The sequence below is a fragment of the Microbacterium sp. NPDC055599 genome (assembly GCF_053618975.1).
Genome location: NZ_JBSHIM010000005.1, coordinates 142693 through 161505 on the forward strand (window position 1 = coordinate 142693; position 18813 = coordinate 161505).

The 18813-nt window shown below is 69.9% G+C and carries 18 protein-coding genes; 3 read left to right on the forward strand and 15 right to left on the reverse strand.

Annotation, left to right across the window (positions count from 1 at the left end):
* Positions 1-72: 72 nt before the first annotated feature.
* Positions 73-1695, forward strand: coding sequence for a UDP-N-acetylmuramyl-tripeptide synthetase (locus tag ACWGQ1_RS06390; protein ID WP_452312559.1), 1623 nt, complete (start codon positions 73-75; stop codon positions 1693-1695).
* 53 nt (positions 1696-1748) lie between these two features.
* Here ACWGQ1_RS06390 and dxr read toward each other — a convergent pair whose 3' ends face one another.
* Together dxr and ACWGQ1_RS06400 are read right to left on the reverse strand one after the other, a co-directional pair.
* The gene (gene dxr / locus ACWGQ1_RS06395; protein WP_136030019.1) at positions 1749-2831 is read right to left on the reverse strand and encodes a 1-deoxy-D-xylulose-5-phosphate reductoisomerase; all 1083 of its coding nucleotides are present in this window, start codon (positions 2829-2831) and stop codon (positions 1749-1751) included.
* 37 nt (positions 2832-2868) lie between these two features.
* Entirely contained in the window at positions 2869-3831 is a 963-nt protein-coding gene (locus ACWGQ1_RS06400; protein ID WP_452312560.1) for an FKBP-type peptidyl-prolyl cis-trans isomerase, read from the reverse strand.
* Positions 3832-3953: 122 nt separating this feature from the next.
* Between ACWGQ1_RS06400 and ACWGQ1_RS06405 the strand changes: the two genes are divergently transcribed.
* Positions 3954-4733, forward strand: a complete 780-nt coding sequence (locus ACWGQ1_RS06405; protein WP_205812755.1) for a lysophospholipid acyltransferase family protein — start codon at positions 3954-3956, stop codon at positions 4731-4733.
* Between the two features lie 99 nt (positions 4734-4832).
* On the opposite strand, the gene ACWGQ1_RS06410 is transcribed toward ACWGQ1_RS06405, so the two are convergent.
* Complete coding sequence (locus ACWGQ1_RS06410; protein ID WP_136030023.1) at positions 4833-5330, reverse strand: OsmC family protein; 498 nt, start codon at positions 5328-5330, stop codon at positions 4833-4835.
* A gap of 85 nt (positions 5331-5415) precedes the next feature.
* On the opposite strand from ACWGQ1_RS06410, the gene ACWGQ1_RS06415 reads away from it, so the two are divergent.
* Entirely contained in the window at positions 5416-6411 is a 996-nt protein-coding gene (locus ACWGQ1_RS06415) for an asparaginase (RefSeq protein WP_136030025.1), read from the forward strand.
* 10 nt (positions 6412-6421) lie between these two features.
* Here the strand turns inward: ACWGQ1_RS06415 and ACWGQ1_RS06420 are convergent, their stop codons facing one another.
* The 12 genes from ACWGQ1_RS06420 to atpB all read right to left on the reverse strand — a co-directional run bounded on the left by ACWGQ1_RS06420 (position 6422) and on the right by atpB (position 18804).
* The gene (locus tag ACWGQ1_RS06420) at positions 6422-9172 is read right to left on the reverse strand and encodes an FtsK/SpoIIIE domain-containing protein (RefSeq protein WP_452312561.1); all 2751 of its coding nucleotides are present in this window, start codon (positions 9170-9172) and stop codon (positions 6422-6424) included.
* A 58-nt stretch (positions 9173-9230) separates the two neighbouring features.
* Positions 9231-10025 (reverse strand): PP2C family protein-serine/threonine phosphatase, encoded by a 795-nt coding sequence (locus ACWGQ1_RS06425; protein ID WP_136030030.1) that lies wholly within the window; start codon positions 10023-10025, stop codon positions 9231-9233.
* A 235-nt stretch (positions 10026-10260) separates the two neighbouring features.
* The gene (locus tag ACWGQ1_RS06430) at positions 10261-11085 is read right to left on the reverse strand and encodes a large exoprotein (protein WP_452312562.1); all 825 of its coding nucleotides are present in this window, start codon (positions 11083-11085) and stop codon (positions 10261-10263) included.
* Positions 11086-11193: 108 nt separating this feature from the next.
* Complete coding sequence (locus ACWGQ1_RS06435; protein WP_247981552.1) at positions 11194-11940, reverse strand: YaaA family protein; 747 nt, start codon at positions 11938-11940, stop codon at positions 11194-11196.
* Positions 11941-12011: 71 nt separating this feature from the next.
* A complete protein-coding gene (locus tag ACWGQ1_RS06440) occupies positions 12012-12272 on the reverse strand; it encodes a F0F1 ATP synthase subunit epsilon (RefSeq protein WP_136029295.1) in 261 nt (86 codons plus the stop codon).
* A gap of 2 nt (positions 12273-12274) precedes the next feature.
* Positions 12275-13729, reverse strand: a complete 1455-nt coding sequence (atpD, locus tag ACWGQ1_RS06445) for a F0F1 ATP synthase subunit beta (protein WP_136029293.1) — start codon at positions 13727-13729, stop codon at positions 12275-12277.
* A 23-nt stretch (positions 13730-13752) separates the two neighbouring features.
* Positions 13753-14652, reverse strand: coding sequence for a F0F1 ATP synthase subunit gamma (locus ACWGQ1_RS06450; RefSeq protein ID WP_136029291.1), 900 nt, complete (start codon positions 14650-14652; stop codon positions 13753-13755).
* 19 nt (positions 14653-14671) lie between these two features.
* Positions 14672-16312, reverse strand: a complete 1641-nt coding sequence (gene atpA, locus ACWGQ1_RS06455) for a F0F1 ATP synthase subunit alpha (RefSeq protein WP_206251406.1) — start codon at positions 16310-16312, stop codon at positions 14672-14674.
* A 47-nt stretch (positions 16313-16359) separates the two neighbouring features.
* The gene (locus tag ACWGQ1_RS06460; RefSeq protein WP_452312563.1) at positions 16360-17151 is read right to left on the reverse strand and encodes a F0F1 ATP synthase subunit delta; all 792 of its coding nucleotides are present in this window, start codon (positions 17149-17151) and stop codon (positions 16360-16362) included.
* On the reverse strand, positions 17151-17708 hold the full coding sequence (locus ACWGQ1_RS06465) for a F0F1 ATP synthase subunit B (protein ID WP_452312564.1): 558 nt from the start codon (positions 17706-17708) through the stop codon (positions 17151-17153). Before ACWGQ1_RS06465 ends, ACWGQ1_RS06460 begins: the two co-directional genes overlap by 1 nt.
* Before the next feature lie 27 nt (positions 17709-17735).
* Positions 17736-17972, reverse strand: coding sequence for an ATP synthase F0 subunit C (atpE, locus tag ACWGQ1_RS06470; protein WP_025103147.1), 237 nt, complete (start codon positions 17970-17972; stop codon positions 17736-17738).
* A gap of 43 nt (positions 17973-18015) precedes the next feature.
* Positions 18016-18804: a F0F1 ATP synthase subunit A gene (atpB, locus tag ACWGQ1_RS06475; RefSeq protein WP_187664137.1), complete on the reverse strand. Its 789-nt coding sequence runs from the start codon at positions 18802-18804 to the stop codon at positions 18016-18018.
* Between the last annotated feature and the right edge of the window lie 9 nt (positions 18805-18813).

Consider the following 18813-nt stretch of genomic DNA (forward strand, 5'->3'; position numbering starts at 1 on the left):
TCTCCCCCCCCCCCCCCTCCCCTGGCCCGTCCGCCCGGCATCCGTGCGGCGCCGTGAGATCATGGATCCGACATGTCGATTGAACAACAACCGAGCCTGCCCCCTGTGCTCCGCCCCGCGAACCCGCCCCGGCGCGAGCTTTCCGAACTGGCCTCCCGATTCGCCGCCACCGTGCGCGGCGACGCCACCGGAGTGTCCCTGAGCGGCATCACTCTCGCCACCGCGGATCTTCGCCCCGGTGAGGCCTTCGTCGCGATCCAGGGCGTGAACCGCCACGGAGCCGACTTCGCGGCGACCGCTGCCGAGAAGGGCGCGGTCGCGGTCATCACCGACGAGTGCGGCGCGGAGATCGCCGCGGACGCCGGCCTGCCCGTCCTCGTGGTGGACGATCCGCGCGCCGTGCTGGGCGACCTGAGCGCCTGGGTCTACGGCACCGGGGCGGACGACCCCCTGCCGCTGCTCTTCGCGACGACGGGCACCAACGGCAAGACGAGCGTCTCCCACCTCCTGGAGGGCATCCTCGAGCAGATGGGCGTCGTCACGGGGCTGTCGTCGACGGCCGAGCGCCACATCGCGGGCGAGGTCATCGTGTCGCGGCTCACCACGCCGGAGGCGTCGGAGATGCACGCGCTCCTGGCGCTGATGCGCGAGCGGCACGTGGAAGCGGTCGCGGTCGAGGTGAGCGCGCAGGCGCTGTCCCGCCACCGCGTCGACGGGATCCGGTTCGATGTCGCCGGCTTCACGAACCTCAGCCACGACCACCTCGACGACTACGCCGACATGGAGGAGTACTTCGAGGCGAAGCTGCCGCTGTTCCGTCCCGATCGCGCGGTCCGCGGCGTGGTCTGCCTCGACTCCCCCTCCGGCGCGCTGGTCGTCGATCGCGCGGAGATCCCCGTCGTCACGGTCGGCACGCCGTCGATCGCCGCCGACCCCGATGCCGCGGCCCGCGCGGACTGGGTGGTCGTGATCGACGAGGAGCGCGCCGCCGGCACCACCTTCACGATGAGCGGCCCTGCCGGAACCCTCACCACCACGGTGCCGGTGATCGGTCCGCACATGGCCGCCAATGCCGCGCTCGCGATCGTCATGCTGCTGGAGGGCGGGTACGCGTGGGAGCGGATCACCGACGCGCTCGGCCGCGACGGCGGCATCCACGCCTACCTGCCCGGCCGTACGCAGCTCGTCTCCGGCGACCGCGGACCGGCGGTGTTCGTAGACTTCGGGCACTCGCCGGACGCCTTCGAGAAGACCCTCGCCGCCGTGCGCCGGGTCACCCCCGGAAAGGTGCTGATGCTGTTCGGCGCGGATGGCGACCGCGACGCCAGCAAGCGCTTCGACATGGCGCGCACGGCCGTGGAGGGCAGCGACATCCTCGTCGTGACCGATCACCACCCGCGCTTCGAAGACCCGGCGTCCATCCGGGCGACCCTCGTGGAGGGCGCGCGCCGGGCACGACCCGACGCGGAGATCCACGAGTACTCCCCACCGGAGGCGGCGATCGTCGCGGCGGTCGGCCTGGTGGGCGACGGCGACGCGATCCTGTGGGCGGGTCCCGGGCATCAGGATTACCGGGACATCCGCGGCGTGCGCACCCCGTACTCGGCGCGTGAGCTGTCCCGCCGCGCGCTGAAGGCCGCCGGATGGCCGGTCCCGGAACCGCGCTGGCCTGTGCCCTACCCGGACGAGGACTGACCGCCGCCCGGTGCAGCGCCGCGCTGCATCGGGCGCCCTCGGCGGCCGCGCCGTCAGCTCGCGGCGATGAGCCGATCGGCCGTGCGCCGTGCCCAGTCCTCGGCCTCTGCGAGCGTCTCGACCGTGAGGGTGCTCGGCGCCTCGTGCTGGTCGACGACCGCGGAGATCGTGTCGACGATGCCGAGGAACGACAGGCGTCCCTCGTGGAACGCGTCCACGGCCTGCTCGTTGGCGGCGTTGTACACGGCCGGGAAGGTGCCGCCCGCGCGGCCGACCGCCTTGGCGAGTGCGACGGCCGGGAAGGCCTCGCCGTCGAGCGGCTCGAAGGTCCACGAGCTCGCGGTCGTCCAGTCCAGCGGTCGACCCACGCCGCCGATGCGGTGCGGCCAGTCCAGGCCGAGGGAGATCGGCAGACGCATGTCGGGCGGGGACGCCTGTGCGATGGTGGACCCGTCGATGAACTCGACCATGGAGTGCACGATCGACTGCGGGTGCACGACCACCTCGATGTCGTCGTAGGCCACGTCGAACAGCAGGTGCGCCTCGATCACCTCGAGCCCCTTGTTGACGAGCGTGGCGGAGTTCGTCGTGACCGTCCTGCCCATGTTCCAGGTGGGGTGCGCGAGCGCCTGCCCCGGTGTGACCTCGGTGAGCTCACTGCGCGTGCGTCCGCGGAACGGTCCGCCCGACGCGGTCACCACCAGGCGTCGCACCTCGTCATGCGTCCCGGAGCGGAGCGCCTGTGCGAGGGCGGAGTGCTCGGAGTCGACGGGGACGATCTGCTCGGGGGCGGCCGCCGCCAGCACCAGATCTCCCCCGACGATCAGCGACTCCTTGTTCGCGAGGGCGAGCGTGCGGCCCGCCTGCAGCGCGGCGAGCGTGGAGCCGAGTCCGATCGAGCCGGTGATGGCGTTGAGCACCACATCGGCCTCGACGTCCCGCACGAGCTGTTCCGCTTCGACGGCTCCGAGGGCCGTGTCCTCCACCTGGAACTGCTCCGCCTGCTCTGTCAGCAGCTCGCGGTTGGAGCCCGCGGCGAGCCCGACGAGCTCGAACCGGCGCGGGTTGGCACGGATCACGTCCAGCGCCTGGGTGCCGATGGAACCGGTGGAGCCGAGGACGATGACGCGACGCATGACGCCAGCCTAGGACACGGCCGCCGTCGCGCCCGCGCTACTGCTGCGCCTGGACCGGGGTCGTGGCGAGGATGTCGACGACGAACACGAGGCTCTCGTTCTGCAGCTCGTTGCCCTCGCTCGCACCGTAGCCGTCGGACGGGGGCATCACGACGAGCACCTGCGAGCCGACCTTCTGACCTTCGAGCGCCTTCCGGAATCCGGCGACCACGCCGGTGGTCTGGAACTGCGCCGGTGCCGCGTCGCGACTCCAGCTCGAGTCGAACTCCTTGCCGTCGGACCACTTGACGCCGAGGTACTGCACGACGACCAGGTCGCCCGAGGCGACCGTCGCTCCGTCTCCCTGCTTGAGCACGGCGACCTGGGTCTCGGCCGGCGCATCGCCGTCCGGGATCGTGATGCTGGGCTTGCCGTCGTCGTCCAGCTTCACCTCGGGCATGCCGGGGGTCGGGTCGACCGGCGTACCGGTGGCGACCTCGGGCAGTTGCTCGACGGCCTCTGCGTACACGACCTTATTCGTCCCGCCCTCGCCGAAGACCTCGCCTGGAAGGGCGAGGACGACCTGCGTTCCGATCGGCTGGCACTCGAGAGCGGCGATGAAGAGAGATGCACTGTTCTGGTCGAGAAGGACGGGAGCCTCACCACCCTCGCTTCGCGCCGAGGAATCGACGACTTCACCTGTCGACGCTTCCACGATCTGGTACTTCACCCCGACGAGGTCATTCGCGACGACTTCGTCACCTGTGCCCTCAGCGATCACCGTTCGCTCCACATCGGCGAAGGCCGCATCAGCTGGCACTTTGACGACGGCATCGAGTCCCTCGCCCTGAACGTCAATGGAATCCGAGGTCTTGCCCGGCTGCGCGTCGAGCAGACACCCACTCGAGGAGGACGGGTCGGGGGTGCCCGAGCTCTCCGGCGAACCGCTGCCGGAGCAGCCGGCGAGCAGGAGGGTCGCCGCGGCGACGGTGGACAGGACGATGAGCGGACGCTTGCGCACAGTGAGACCTCGGGATCGCGGGCGGGACACTCCATCCTGCCCCATCGCCCTTTGCCCTCCCTGGGAGGTGGGCGCGAGTCTTCATTCCCACGTCGGCATGGGGCCGGGAGTATCCTGCTCTGATGACCTCTGAGCAGTCCGTCGAGCCCGAACCCGCCTCAGAGGACACGCCGAAGCCGCGCCATGCGGGCTTCACGTACGCGCTCGGTCGCAGCCTGATCGCCCCGCTCGCGCGGCTGATCTACCGTCCCCGGATCGAGGGCCGCGAGAACGTCCCCACCACCGGTCCGGTGATCTTCGCGAGCAACCACCTGTCGTTCATCGACTCGATCGCCATCCCGGTCGCGGCACCGCGGCCCGTGCACTTCCTTGCGAAGTCGAGCTACTTCGAGGGGACCGGATTCAGCGGCCGCCTCACCAAGACCTTCTTCGAGGCGATCGGCGCGATCCCCGTCCGGCGCGGCGCGGGTCAGGCAGCACTCGACGCGCTCGATCTGCAGCGGCAGCTGCTCGAGGAGGGCCTCGCGGTCGCGCTGTACCCCGAGGGAACCCGTTCCACCGACGGTCGCCTGTACAAGGGCCGGACGGGCGTGGCGTTCCTGGCCCTGCAGACGGGCGCACCGGTGGTCCCGGTGGGACTCATCGGCACCGACAAGGTGATGCCGGTGGGCGCGAAGATGCCGACGCTCTCCGAACGCGTGACGGTGCGGTTCGGCGAGCCGCTCGACCTGTCCCCCCACGGACCCGCTACCAGCGGACGCGCACGGCGGCTCGCGACCGACGAGATCATGGCCGCGATCCATGCCCTGTCCGGTCAGGAACTGGCGGGCACCTACAACGAGGCTCCGGCCCAGGGCACCATCGAGAAGATCAAGCAGGCGCTCCCGCACGAGCGCCGCTGAGTAGCGCTGAGCGTGAACCCCGGACCCTCCCGGTAGCGGCGACCACGTGTCCCCTCCCGGGCGAGGAGTCCAACAGCGGTTGCCCCTCCGCCGCGGGGGTCACGCGCTCGCGGTGACCGTGGCCTCGTGCCGCACCGGGAAGTTGACCGAGTTCGCGATGAAGCACCACTCGTTCGCCTGGGCGTGCGCCCGCTCTGCCGCCTCGATCATGGACGGATCGGCGACCACGACCTCCGGGGAGAGCGTCACCTCGACGAATGATCCCCCTCCTGCCCCGTTCTCGCGCATCAGCCCGCGCGCGCTGTCGCGGTAGGAGACGACCACGACGCCGGCGGTGACGCAGGCGTGCAGATACGACAGCAGGTGGCACTCGGAGAGCGAGGCCAGCAGGAGGTCTTCGGGGTTCCAGCGGGAGGGGTCTCCGCGGAACGGCTTGTCGGACGAGGCCAGCAGCGCGGGCTTGCCCTCGATCTCGATGGTGACGTCGCGGCGATAGTCGCGGTATCCGCTCGTTCCGGTGCCGGAGTTGCCCGTCCACGTGGTCGTGAGAGCGTAGCGGTGTTCACCGAGCGGACGCGACGTGGTGTGCTCTGCCATGCGCTCAGTCTGCCAGGTGCCGCCGACGTCGCGACCCTCCGCGGGGACCCCGAGGCCGCGGGACCACCGGCACTAGGCTGGTGGAGTGCTGGAGACACTCACCGTTCAGGATTCCGTCGAGCTCGCCGTCGTCGAACGGAGCGGATTCATCGAGTCACGTCACGCCGGCGCCGCGGTGGTGCTCTCGCCCGACGGCGAGGTGATCGCGCGACACGGCAACGCCGACGCGCTCATCCTCCCGCGGTCGAGCCTTAAGCCGCTGCAGGCCGTGGCGTGCATCACCGCCGGCGCACCGCTGGAGGGCGAACAGCTCGCCCTCGCCACGGCGAGCCACACGGGCACAGACCGGCACGCCGCGGTGGTGCGCGACATCCTCACCGCCGGGGGCCTGACGGAAGACGATCTCGCGTGCCCTCCGGCCTGGCCGGGCGACTCCGCGACCCGCGACGAGCTGGTGCGCGAACACGGCCAGGAGGCGCGCGTCCGCATGAACTGCTCGGGCAAGCACGCCGCGATGCTGCGGGCCTGCGTGGCCACCGGCTGGCCGACCGCGGGATACCTCGACCCCGCGCATCCGCTGCAGGCTCACATCCGGGAGGTCGTCGAGCGCCTCACCGGGGAGAAGATCGCGCACACCTCCATCGACGGCTGCGGCGCTCCGGTGCATGCGCTCACCCTCACCGGGCTCGCGCGCGCGATCCACCGCATCGGCACCGCGTCCGACCGTTCGCCGTTCGCGCTGCACCGCGTGGCCGGGTCGCTCGTCCGCGCGGTGCGCGAGAACCCCTGGACCGTCGAAGGGCCCGGCCGCCCCGACACCATCGCGACCGAGCGTCTCGGCGTCTTCACCAAGGGCGGCGCGGAGGGCGTCATGGTGATGGTGGCGCCGGACGGGACGACCGCGGCCCTGAAGATGCTCGACGGCGCCGCGCGCGCGTCCACCATCGTCGCCGCCACCCTCCTGGCTCGCGCGGGCTCTCTGAGCGACACCGACGTGGCCGGTCTCGCGGAGGCCCTCCCGCTCGACGTGCTCGGGGGCGGTGCCCGCGTGGGAACGGTCCGCCCCGGCGCCGGCCTCTGACGCACCAGCCTCACCGCGACCCGAGCCCCGGCACGACGACCCGCCGCGGCGCGCGGTCCCCCACCACCGACCACGCGCGCCCCTGATGCAGCCGGGCGAACGGCGGGAGGTCGCGCACACCGACCAGCTGGCGCAGATCGGACGGACGCTCCGCGCGGACCAAGACCTCGCCCTCGGCGCGGATCTGCTGCCACAGGGCCCACTGCCGCTGCCAGCCCTCCGCGTCGGCCATCAGGATGCACGGGCTCGCGGTCGTCGGCACGTCGCTCCCGGCCGTCCGCACGTCCCACTCCGGGCGCGCCGCGCGGAGTGCGCCCACCGCGTCCGACGCGCCCGCCGTGACCAGCGCCACGACCGACCTCGCCGGTGCCCAGATCTCCGTCGAGGAGGCAGCGGACTGCCTCGGCCGCTCGTCCGCCCAGGCGAACTGCACCTCCCGCCCGTCGAGCACCGCGCGTCCCGGCGGTCGGTCCCGCACGAACCCCGACGTCTCGCCACCCGCTGCGAGGTGCTCGACGCGCGACGCCGCGCGTAGAAGCGCTCGACGGGGCAGCGCGTCGAGCACACGGCCCAAGGGACCCGATGCCCGTGCGGCCGTGAGGATCCAGGTCGTCGAAGGTGACAGGCGCAGCGACTGTTCCCACCGCTGCGCGAACTCCTGTGCGTACTCGACGGGGAGCTCGGCGTGCAGCGCGTCGATGTCGTCGCACAGCACGAGCTCGGGGATCTCCGTGTCACCCCTGACCCATGCCGCGAGCAGGTCCACCGCGCTTTCCGCATCGGAGGGGAACAGCAGGGCATCATGGCGCTGGGCCGCCACCGCGCGCACGAGCGCCGTGCGTCCGCTGCCCGGAGCGCCGAGCACGGCGAGCCCGCGCTCACGTCCCGGACGCAGGAGCTCCCGAGGCTGCCGCTGTCGTTGCGGGTCGTCGGCGAGACCGAGCACCACCGCGTCTCCCCCGGCGTCGTCGCTGCCGTCGCGATCCGCGCCACGAAGGTCTGCGAGATCGATGCGTCGCGGCAACGGCGGGAGCCAGGGGCTGACAGCCGGAGCCGCCTGGCTCCAGCGCGTCGCTGCACGCCGCAGGTCTCCGGGACCGGTCAGCGCGACGCGCACGAGCTGCGGCTCCGCATCCTGCGGTCGACGCACGAGCGCACAGCCGCGCCCCTCCGGCCCCCCATCGAGCAGCGCCGCGCCGTCGGTCCCGATCACGGCCCTGCTGTCCGCGGGATCTGCGACCCGCAGGCTGATCCGCAGCGGGCAGTTCGCCGCCAGGGCGTCACGGATCACGCCGCCCGCACGCTGCGTCCCGAGGACCAGGTGCATCCCCAGGGCGCGGCCGCGCGCAGCGATGTCGATGAATACGTCGCCGAGGTCGGCGTGCTCGAGGAGCAGGGCGGCGAACTCGTCGACCACGATCACCAGGCGTGGCAGGTCGACCTCTGACACGTCTCGAACGCCGGCCGCGGCGAGGGCGGCCTCCCGTCGTCGCATCTCCGCCCGCAGGCTCGAGACACCCCGGCGCGCACCCTCGTCGTCGAGGTCCGTGATCACCGCCGACACCTGGCGGAGAGCGCGAAGCGGCTCGAACGCCGTCCCACCCTTGAAGTCGGCCAGCACGAACGTCACCCGATCCGGTCCGTACGCGGCACACATCGCCGCAACCCAGGTCACGAGCAGTTCGCTCTTTCCCGCCCCGGTCATGCCGGTGACGATCGCGTGCGGTCCGTGCTCCACCAGATCGACCGCGATGTCGGTACCCCGGCCGTCACGGCCCACCACGACCGCGAGACCATCACCTGCCTCTGAGACGATCACGTCGGCCAGCGGCACGCTGAGCGGGAGCTCCGCATGCGTGTCCGACGGCTCGCCCGTTGCCGAGGCGACCAGTTCTGCCTGCGGTCGCGACAGGCACTCGACCGCGACCTCGGTCACGCCCTCCGGCGTGCGCAGCGATGCGGCACCCGGCTCGACCACGTCGAGCACGGTCGTGATCCCCGACGGCACCTCGGCGTCGGGAGCCGCCGTCCAGATCACCGCATCTGCCGCGACGGGCGCTCCGAGCGTGCCCCACCCCACCCGGAAGGCCCCCCGGCGCGCCCGCACCGCGTGAGCCGCCGTGGTCAGGCCGGACGACGCCAGCTCCTCGCCGACGAGCGCCAGTTGCGCCGGCCCGAAGCGGAGGCAGAGCTGCGCGACCAGAGCTCGTGCCGCCGCGGCTGCGACCGGGGCCTGGCCACGGACGCAGACGCCCCCGCCGAGCCGCACCACGACCGGTGCGTCATCGAGCTCGGCGCATCGCGCGCGGAACGCCTCTGCTCGATCGCCCTCCCCACCCGTCGTGCGCACGGCGCTGACACGCACACCGCGACCCACGGTCATCTCGGTGTCGGCAGCGATCGGATCCGTCCCACGAAGCGGCGGTTCTGCGACGCACGCGGCGACGTCCGGGTGGCGCGACTCGAGCTGGGCCCGCTCCTCGGCGTGACGACGGGCGAGCGCATCCTCGACCGCGCGCCACTCGGCCTCCACCCTGTCCGCCTCACGCCGTCGATCGTGCCGTCGCGTCCTCGCGGCGTCGGCCACCGAAGCGAGCATCATGAGGGGACCGAGTGCGGCGAACCACAGCGACTGCACCGACCCCGTGGTGAGCCACAGCGCCACCCCCATCCCGACCGGGACGATTCCCGCGAGATAAGGCAGCGAGGTGCGGCGCGGCGGCGCGGGCGCGGAAGGGATGACGAGGGGAGACGGGTCCATCTCCCCAGTGCACCGCTCCGTGACAGCAGAGAGCCTGCTGTCCACAGCGTCGGAGCGACTACTCCGCGGTGTCCCCCTCTGGGGAGGAGGACTGGGGGTCGCTCACCTGCAACACGATGAGCGTCACGTTGTCGCGACCACCGTTGTCGAGAGCCGCAGCGAGCATGGCGTCGACGCACGCGGCCGGATCGGAGTTCTCCCGCAGGAAATGCTGGATGCCGTAGTCGGTCAGCTCCTTGGTGAGTCCGTCGGAGCAGATCACGAACCGGTCGCCCGGACGCAGGTCGATGGTGACGTAGTCCGGAGCGGTGAGCTCGCTGGCGCCCACCGCGCGCGTGATGACGTTGCTGTAGGGGTGGCCCTCGGCCTCCTCCGGGCTGAGCTTCCCCGCTGCGATCAGCTCCTGCACCACCGAGTGGTCCGTGGTCACCTGCACGAGCCGGTCATCGCGCAGGAGATAGACCCGCGAGTCGCCGATGTTCAGCGCGACCCACTGCGCCTGGTCTCCGCCGTCGTCCAGGTAGACGCCCGTGAGCGTGGTCCCGGTTCCCTCGTCGGTGGTCTCCGGGTGCTCCGCGATGTCGTCGACGGCGCGGGCGAGAGCCTCTTCGATCGTGCGATGCGAGATGTCGCCCGCGACGACCGCGGCCTGCAGGCGGGACACGGTACTTTGGCTTGCGATCTCGCCTCCCGCGTGCCCGCCCATTCCGTCGGCGACGATGAAGAGGGGGAACTCCGCGAGGAACGCGTCCTGGTTGGTCTCACGGCGACGGCCCTGATCCGTGACACCCGACCACGAGAGCAGCAGCGGGCGTCCCGCAACCGTGACGGTGTGCGTCTTCGTCTCAGCCACGTGCTGCCTCCGATGGACCTGCGGCGGAAAGGGCGGTCGCAGGATACTCACACATCGTAGTGGAACACGATCCCCTCGCTCGCACCGGGGCCCTTCGAGGGGCAGAGCGGAACGGAGACGCCGATCGGGCGCTGCGACAAGACCATGACCTCCACGTTAGCGGGCGCATCGCCCGCGAGAACACCGTTCACACCACGAAACCCCCGGCGGTGGGCCGGGGGTTTCGCGACGACGGTCACGCAGGGGGCTGCGTGGGATCGTTCGTGGTCGTGGGAGGAGCCGGCGGTGCGGCCGGCGGGGCCGCGGGCGGGGCCGGCGGCGTGGTCGGCGGAGCCGCGGGCGGAGCGGGCGGCGTGGTCGGCGGCACAGGCGCGCTCGTCGAGGGAGCGGCGGAGGGCGCGGCCGGCGGGGCGTAGCCGGGAGCCGGCGGAGCCGTGAACCCGGGCTGCGGCGGCGCATAGCCCTGGGGCTGCTGCGGGTAGCCCTGGGGCTGCTGACCGTAGCCCTGCGGGGCACCGTACCCCTGCGGCGCCGCGGTCGCGGAGGGCTGGACCGGGATGCCGTCCCACACCGTGCGATCGCCGAGGAAGCCGTTCCCGGCCCACGAGGCGGGCTGGATGTTGGGGTTCCACCGCGACTTGTCGAAGGCGTTGATACCCAGCCACACCGGCGGGAGGAAGAAGTACAGGATGACCCAGACCGCATCCTTCTGCAGCTTCAGTCCGACCCGCCACGCGGCGATGAGGTCGAGGACACGGCCGGCGATGCCGACGAGCGGGAGGATGAGGAACCAGCCCAGGACCGGGATGATCGCCCCGACCACGCCGGCGCCGATGAGGTACAGCACGAGCCACGGGCTGAGGTCGCCGAGCTTGTAGAAGATCATCGAGTTGTAGACCGGGACCCAGGCGCGCCACTTGCCCTGGACACCGGCCTTCTCGAAGACCTTCATGTAGAACCAGGCGTAGATCGCGTACACGATGAGCGGCAGGATCGTGTACAGCAGCGTCAGCGCGACGAGTGCGCCGCCTGAGATGCCGTAATCGTAGTAGTCGTCCAAGGTTCCCCTCCAGAAGGCTGATATTCCCGGGTGATGCGCTGCTTACACTAGCGCGTCACCGCCGCCGCGCGCAGGACCCTCGCTGACGTCCCGCGCCGCGAACCGGTCTCACTCCGCGACGACGAGTTCCAGCTCGCCGGGATGGTCGGTCTCGCGCAGCACGATGCCTCGCCCCTCCGCCCACCGCAGCAGTGCCCGGCGGGAGCCGATGCGCGGTCGGTCCTCCGCGAGTGCGCGCACCAGGAGGCCCTTCGACTTCTTGTTGAAGTGGTTCAGCGCTCTGCCCTGCTCGGTGACCACGCGCACATACGCCGAGGGCACCGATGCGGGCACGGGTCCGAGACCCACGTACGCCTCGCTGCGCAGGTCGAGGACGAACGACGGCGCCTCGTCCGCGATCGCCGAGGTCGTGGCTTCCGCCCAGTGACGCCGGAGCGGCGGCACCCCGGGAAGCGACGTTCCCGCGGCGAGGCGGTAGGTCGGGATCGGGTCGAGCGCGCCGACCGGACCGAACGGCGCGCTCTGGATCCACACGTGGGCGTCCGCCCACCGCCGTGACGCCGGGGAGAGCGAGGCCGCGTCGAGGGCGTCGAACAGCACGCCGGTGTAGCGGTCGATCGCCGGCATGGTCGGAGCGCTGCGGAGAGCACGGTTGTGCGCGATGTCGTCGAGCTGCCGCTCGCTCAGCTTGAGGACACGGCGGGCGGCCTCCTCGTCGGCCGCGAGCTCGACCAGGGCGTCGAGCACGGCCGCGCGATGCTCAGCGAGAGACGGCAGCGGCAGGACACCGAGGTCGAGCGGCGCGCCCGTGCCTCCGGGACGCTTGGTCTCGGACGGCGGAAGCAGGATCTTCATGGCACCTCGTAACGCAGACGCGTCCGCCTCGACACCCGAGGGTGCCGAGGCGGACGCGATGTTCAGGACTGTCAGGCGATGAGAGCCGCGTTGCCCGCCACGATGGTCAGAACGTCGCCCTCCATGGAGAGGAAGCCGTCCTGCGCGTTGGCGAGCACCTTGGCGCCGTCGGTCTGGGTGATCCGGACCTGGCCCTCGGCGAGGATGGCCAGCACCGGCTCGTGACCGGACATGAAGCCGATCTCGCCCTCGACGGTCTTGGCGACCACGAGGCTCGCCTCACCCGTCCAGACCTCCGCGTCGGCGGAGACGAGGCTGACGTTGAGCGCCATGATCAGGCGTTCTCCTTCTGGATCTGCGCCCAGCGCTCCTCCACGTCGGAGATGCCACCGACGTTGAAGAAGGCCTGCTCGGCGACGTGGTCGAAGTCACCGCGGGTGATCGCGTCGAACGACTCGATGGTCTCCTTGAGCGGAACCGTCGAACCCTCGACACCCGTGAACTTCTTCGCCATGTAGGTGTTCTGCGAGAGGAACTGCTGGATGCGACGTGCGCGCGACACGACGATCTTGTCTTCCTCGGAGAGCTCGTCGACACCGAGGATCGCGATGATCTCCTGCAGCTCCTTGTTCTTCTGGAGGATCTGCTTGACCGTGGTCGCCACGCGGTAGTGGTCCTCGCCCAGGTAGCGGGGGTCCATGATGCGCGACGTCGAGGTCAGCGGGTCGATGGCCGGGTACAGACCCTTCGACGCGATCTCACGGGAGAGCTCGGTCGTCGCGTCGAGGTGCGCGAAGGTCGTGGCCGGAGCCGGGTCGGTGTAGTCGTCGGCCGGCACGTAGATCGCCTGCAGCGAGGTGATCGAGTGACCACGCGTCGAGGTGATGCGCTCCTGGAGGAGGCCCATCTCGTCGGCGAGGTTCGGCTGGTACCCCACGGCGGAGGGCATGCGGCCCAGCAGCGTGGAGACCTCGGAACCGGCCTGCGTGAAGCGGAAGATGTTGTCGATGAAGAGCAGCACGTCCTGCTTCTGCACGTCACGGAAGTACTCCGCCATCGTCAGAGCCGAGAGGGCGACGCGCAGACGCGTCCCCGGCGGCTCGTCCATCTGGCCGAACACGAGCGCGGTCTTGTCGAAGACGCCCGCCTCCTCCATCTCGTGGATGAGGTCGTTGCCCTCACGGGTGCGCTCACCGACACCGGCGAACACCGACACACCACCGTGGTCCTGCGCGACGCGCTGGATCATCTCCTGGATGAGGACGGTCTTCCCGACACCGGCGCCACCGAACAGACCGATCTTTCCACCCTGCACGTACGGGGTGAGGAGGTCGATCGACTTGATGCCCGTCTCGAACATCGTGGTCTTCGACTCGAGCTGGTCGAAGTTCGGGGCCTTGCGGTGGATGGGCCAGCGCTCCGTGACCTCGATGGTCTCACCGGGCTCGCCGTTGAGGACCTCGCCGATCACGTTGAAGACCTTGCCCTTGGTGATGTCACCGACGGGGACCGAGATGGCCTCACCGGTGTCACGCACCTCCTGACCGCGGACGATGCCGTCGGTCGGCTTGAGGGCGATGGCGCGCACCAGGTCGTCGCCGAGGTGCTGTGCGACCTCGAGCGTGATCTCGGTCGACTCCTCGCCGATCACGATAGTGGTCTTCAGCGCGTTGTAGATGTCGGGGATCGAGTCGTGCGGGAACTCGATGTCGACAACCGGACCGTTGACGCGCGCGACGCGCCCGACGACCGCGGTCGCCGGCTGGTCAGCCGTGGCGGTGGTGGTCATTTCTTCGTCTCTTTCCTGATGGTCTATTTGCTCGACGAGAGGGCGTCGGCGCCGCCGACGATCTCCGCGATCTGCTGCGTGATCTCCGCCTGACGCGCGTTGTTGCGCAGACGGGTGTAGTCGGTGATGAGCTTGTCGGCGTTGTCGCTGGCCGACTTCATCGCCTTCTGCGTGGCCGCCTGCTTGGCGGCGGACGACTGCAGGAGGGCGTTGAAGACGCGGCTCTGGATGTACACCGGCAGGATCGCGTCGAGCACCGTCTCGGCATCCGGCTCGAACTCGTACAGCGGGTAGACCGTGCTGCCCGCCTCCGAGTCGTCGGCCTCCGCGATCTCCAGCGGCAGCAGGCGCACGGACTCCGGCGACTGCGTCATCATGCTGACGAAGCGGTTGTAGACGAGGGTGATCTCGTCGACGCCGCCGTCCTCGCCACCGCGGTTGAAGGCCTCGAGAAGCGTCTGCGAGATCTCCTCCGCGGTGTGGAAGGACGGGGTGTCGGTGTCGCCGGTCCACTCCGCGGCCGCCTCGATGCGACGGAACTGGAAGTAGCCCACCGCCTTGCGTCCGATGAGGTAGAACACCGGCTCCTTGCCCTGCTCGCGCAGCAGCTCCGCCACCTCGAGACCCTCACGGAGGATCTGCGAGTTGAAGGCACCGGCGAGACCGCGATCGGACGAGAAGATCACGACCGCGGAGCGGCGGATCGTCTCGGGCTCACGCGTGAGCGGGTGGTCGACGTTCGAGTGCGTCGCGACGGCGGACACGGCCCTCGTCACGGCCCGCGCGAAGGGGGTGGACGCCTTGACGCGTGCCATCGCCTTCTGGATGCGCGAAGCCGCGATGAGTTCCATCGCCTTCGTGATCTTCTTGGTCGTCTGAGCAGAAGAGATCTTCTGCTTGTAGACCCTGAGTTGAGCGCCCATGAATCAGTACCTCACGCGATTACGCGCGACGACCCTTGACGATCTTCTCCTGGTTGACGTCGTCGGCCTCGGCCGCAGCGTGCTCCTCGTGGCCGGGGGCGCCGATGGCGTGGCCCTTGCCGCCCTGGAACTCCAGGAGGAAGTTGTCGGTCTGCTTGTCGAGCTCGGCGACCGTGTCGTCGTCCAGCACGTTCGTCTCGCGCAGCGTGTCGAGCACCTTGGTGTTGCGGCGCAGGTAGTCGAGCAGCTCGCGCTCGAAGCGCAGCACGTCTTCGACCTCGATCTTGTCGAGCTTGCCGTTCGTGCCGGCCCAGATCGAGACGACCTGCTCCTCCACGGGGTACGGCGAGTACTGCGGCTGCTTGAGCAGCTCGGTCAGGCGCGCACCGCGCGACAGCTGACGACGCGACGCGGCGTCGAGGTCGGAGGCGAACATCGCGAAGGCCTCGAGCGAGCGATACTGCGCGAGCTCCAGCTTCAGCGTGCCCGACACCTTCTTGATCGACTTCACCTGCGCGTCACCGCCGACGCGCGAGACCGAGATACCCACGTCGACCGCCGGACGCTGGTTGGCGTTGAAGAGGTCGGACTGGAGGAAGATCTGGCCGTCGGTGATCGAGATCACGTTGGTCGGGATGTACGCCGAGACGTCGTTCGCCTTCGTCTCGATGATCGGAAGACCCGTCATCGAGCCGGCGCCCAGCTCGTCGGACAGCTTCGCGCACCGCTCGAGCAGACGCGAGTGCAGGTAGAAGACGTCGCCCGGGTAGGCCTCGCGGCCCGGCGGGCGGCGGAGCAGCAGCGACACGGCGCGGTAGGCCTCGGCCTGCTTCGACAGGTCGTCGAAGATGATCAGGACGTGCTTGCCGCCGTACATCCAGTGCTGGCCGATGGCCGAACCGGTGTAGGGAGCCAGGTACTTGAAGCCGGCAGGGTCGGACGCGGGGGCCGCCACGATGGTGGTGTACTCCAGGGCGCCGGCCTCCTCGAGCGCGCCCTTCACCGAAGCGATGGTCGAGCCCTTCTGGCCGATGGCGACGTAGATGCAGCGCACCTGCTTGTTGACGTCACCCGACTCCCAGTTGGCCTTCTGGTTGATGATCGTGTCGATCGCGATGGCCGTCTTGCCGGTCTGGCGGTCGCCGATGATGAGCTGCCGCTGACCACGGCCGACCGGGATCATGGCGTCGATGGCCTTGATGCCGGTCTGCATGGGCTCGTGCACCGACTTGCGCTGCATGACGCCGGGGGCCTGGAGCTCGAGCTCGCGGACGCCCTCGGTCGCGATCGAGCCGAGGCCGTCGATCGGGTTGCCGAGGGGGTCGACGACGCGGCCGAGGTAGCCGTCACCGACAGGGACCGAGAGGACCTCACCCGTGCGGGTGACTTCCTGCCCGGCCTCGATGCCGGTGAAGTCGCCGAGGACGACGACGCCGATCTCGTGCTCGTCGAGGTTCAGAGCGAGGCCCTTCGTGCCATCGCCGAAGGTGACGAGCTCGTTCGCCATCACGCCCGGCAGACCCTCGACGTGCGCGATGCCGTCGGCGGCGTCGATGACGGTGCCGACCTCGGTCGCAGCGGCGCCGGTGGGCTCGTATGCGGCGGCGAAGTCCTTCAGCGCGTCACGGATGACGTCGGGGCTGATCGATAGTTCTGCCATTGTCTTCCCTTTGTATCTGGGTGCGCGGTTCCCCGCGCGAAGTCGTGTTAGCCCGCGAGCTTCTGGCGAAGGTCGGCGAGTCGTGCGGAGATGCTGCCGTCGATGACGTCATCGGCGATCTGCACGCGCAGACCCCCGACGACGGCGGGATCGATGACGACGTTGAGCGAGACCTCGCCGTCGTAGCGACGCGAGAGGGCGTCGCTCAGACGGGTGCGCTGCGCATCGCTGAGCGGGGTCGCGGTGTACACCGTGGCCACGACGAGACCGCGCTGGGCGGACACGAAGCGGATGGCCCTGCTCAGGAGCTGGCGGACACGCCGCTCGCGCGGACGACGCACGAGGGACGAGACGATCAGCGTGGTGGCCGCGCCGGCGGAGGATCCGTCGAGGAGGCGCTCGACGAGCTCCCCCTTCGCGTCCTCTCCCCCGAGGCGGCTACCCAGAGCGAGTTCGAGCTCCGGGTTCGCGGCGACGAGCCGGGCGAAGGCGAAGAGCTCACCCTCGATGTCGACTCCGGGCTCGGCGATCGCGGCGGACCGGATCGCGAGCTCCTCGATGCCGTCGACGAGCTCGTCGGCGTTCGACCAGCGTTGCGCCACGGCTGCGCTCAGAACGCTCTGAGACGCGGCCGAGAGCCCGCCGAACACCGCGGAGACGACGTTCTGCCGCGACTCCACGGACGCCGACGGGTCAGCCAGCGCGCCGCTCAGCTGAGACGAATCGCCCACGGTGCGCGCGGCGACGAACAGCTCCCGCGCGGTGTCGAGGGTGACGTCCTTCGCTGCGGCAAGCGCCTGAGTGGATGCCGCGAGTGCCTGAGCGGTCGCGCTGCCCATTACTGAGCCGCCTTCTCGGATGCTTCGAGATCGGCGAGGAAGCGGTCGACCACGGCGGCCGCACGAGCGTCGTCGGACAGCGTCTCGCCGACCACGCCGCCGGCGAGGTCGAGCGCGAGCGAGCCGACCTCGCTGCGCAGGGAGACGAGAGCCGTCTGGCGCTCCGCCTCGATCTGCGTGTGCGCGGTGGCGGTCAGACGCGCGGCCTCGCTGGCTGCGGTCTCCTTCGCCTCGGCGATGATCTTCTTGCCGTCCTCACGGGCGGCCTCGCGGATCTCCCCGGCCTCGGTGCGCGCCTCGGCGAGCTGGCGGGTGTACTCCTCGAGGGCGGCCTCCGCCTGCTTCTGCGCCTCATCGGCCTTGGCGATGTTGCCCTCGATGGCGGCGGACCGCTCGTCGAGCATCTTCGTCAGACGGGGAAGGGCGACCTTCCACACGACGATGAGGATGATGAGGAACCAGAAGCCCGACCAGATGATGTCGTACCACGCGGGGATCAGCGGGTTGTTCGCCGCCTCACCCTCAGCCGCGAGGTTCGTGACAAGAGCGTTCAGCATCCTGTCTCCTTCAGAAGTCGGTGGGGATTACGGGAAGGGGATGAATCCGACGGCGATGCCGACGAACGCAAGCGCCTCGGTGAAGGCGATACCGATCCACATGAGGACCTGCAGGCGACCGGCCAGCTCGGGCTGACGGGCGACGCCCTCGATGGTCTTGCCGACGACGATGCCCACACCGATGGCCGGACCGATGGCCGCGAGGCCGTAGCCGACCGCCGCGAGGTGGCCGTTGATTTCAGCGAGAACCGTAGTTGCGTCCACGGGTTTTTCCTTTCGTTGGGTGGGAGGGCTGTTGCCCGCCCGCTCAGTGCTCTTCTGCGACCGCGAGCTGGATGTAGACCGCGGTGAGGACGGTGAAGACGTAGGCCTGCAGGACGGCCACCAGGATCTCGAAGAGAGTGAAGGCGCCGCCGAAGGCGAGGGTTCCGATACCGAGGGCAGCCCAGCCGCCGCCCGCGGTGAAGAAGAAGAACTGGGTGGCCGCGAAGCACAGCACCAGGATCATGTGGCCGACGACCAGGTTCATCAGCAGTCGCAGGGTGAGGGTCACCGGGCGGATGATGAACGTCGAGATGAGCTCGATCGGCGTGACGATGAAGTAGACCGGCCACGGCACACCCGACGGGAAGAGCGCGTTCTTGAAGAAGTTCTTCGGGCTCTTCTTGATACCGGCGTAGATGAAGGTGACGTAGCTGACCACCGCGAGCGTGAGCGGCACGGCGATGATCGCGGTGCCCGGCATGTTCAGGAACGGGATGATGCCCGTGACGTTCATGAACAGCACCATGAAGAAGATCGTGGTGAGGATCGGCAGGAACCGATCGCCGTCCTTGCGGCCGAGCAGGTCGTGCGCGATGCCGCCGCGGACGAAGCCGAGACCCATCTCGACCAGGCTCTGGAACCGCCCGGGCACGACCTTCATACGGCGCGTGCCCAGCCAGAGGATCAGGACCACGGCGATCACCGAGAGGAGCTGGATCAGGTGGATCCGGTTCACCGGGATGGGACCGACGTGGAAGAGGATCTCCGGGAAGAACTCATCGATCGAAGGGCCGTGGAACTCGCCGTCAGAGGACGCGAGTCGGGGGGTCAGGGTCGCAGC

Excerpts from the sequence above, each read along its gene's own strand:
- ACWGQ1_RS06390 (WP_452312559.1), top strand. The coding sequence starts at position 73 with ATGTCGATTGAACAACAACCGAGCCTGCCCCCTGTGCTCCGCCCCGCG.
- dxr (WP_136030019.1), bottom strand. The coding sequence starts at position 2,831 with ATGCGTCGCGTCATCGTCCTCGGCTCCACCGGTTCCATCGGCACCCAG.
- ACWGQ1_RS06405 (WP_205812755.1), top strand. The coding sequence starts at position 3,954 with ATGACCTCTGAGCAGTCCGTCGAGCCCGAACCCGCCTCAGAGGACACG.
- ACWGQ1_RS06410 (WP_136030023.1), bottom strand. The coding sequence starts at position 5,330 with ATGGCAGAGCACACCACGTCGCGTCCGCTCGGTGAACACCGCTACGCT.
- ACWGQ1_RS06420 (WP_452312561.1), bottom strand. The coding sequence starts at position 9,172 with ATGGACCCGTCTCCCCTCGTCATCCCTTCCGCGCCCGCGCCGCCGCGC.
- ACWGQ1_RS06435 (WP_247981552.1), bottom strand. The coding sequence starts at position 11,940 with ATGAAGATCCTGCTTCCGCCGTCCGAGACCAAGCGTCCCGGAGGCACG.
- ACWGQ1_RS06440 (WP_136029295.1), bottom strand. The coding sequence starts at position 12,272 with ATGGCGCTCAACGTCAGCCTCGTCTCCGCCGACGCGGAGGTCTGGACG.
- atpD (WP_136029293.1), bottom strand. The coding sequence starts at position 13,729 with ATGACCACCACCGCCACGGCTGACCAGCCGGCGACCGCGGTCGTCGGG.
- ACWGQ1_RS06450 (WP_136029291.1), bottom strand. The coding sequence starts at position 14,652 with ATGGGCGCTCAACTCAGGGTCTACAAGCAGAAGATCTCTTCTGCTCAG.
- atpA (WP_206251406.1), bottom strand. The coding sequence starts at position 16,312 with ATGGCAGAACTATCGATCAGCCCCGACGTCATCCGTGACGCGCTGAAG.
- ACWGQ1_RS06460 (WP_452312563.1), bottom strand. The coding sequence starts at position 17,151 with ATGGGCAGCGCGACCGCTCAGGCACTCGCGGCATCCACTCAGGCGCTT.
- ACWGQ1_RS06465 (WP_452312564.1), bottom strand. The coding sequence starts at position 17,708 with ATGCTGAACGCTCTTGTCACGAACCTCGCGGCTGAGGGTGAGGCGGCG.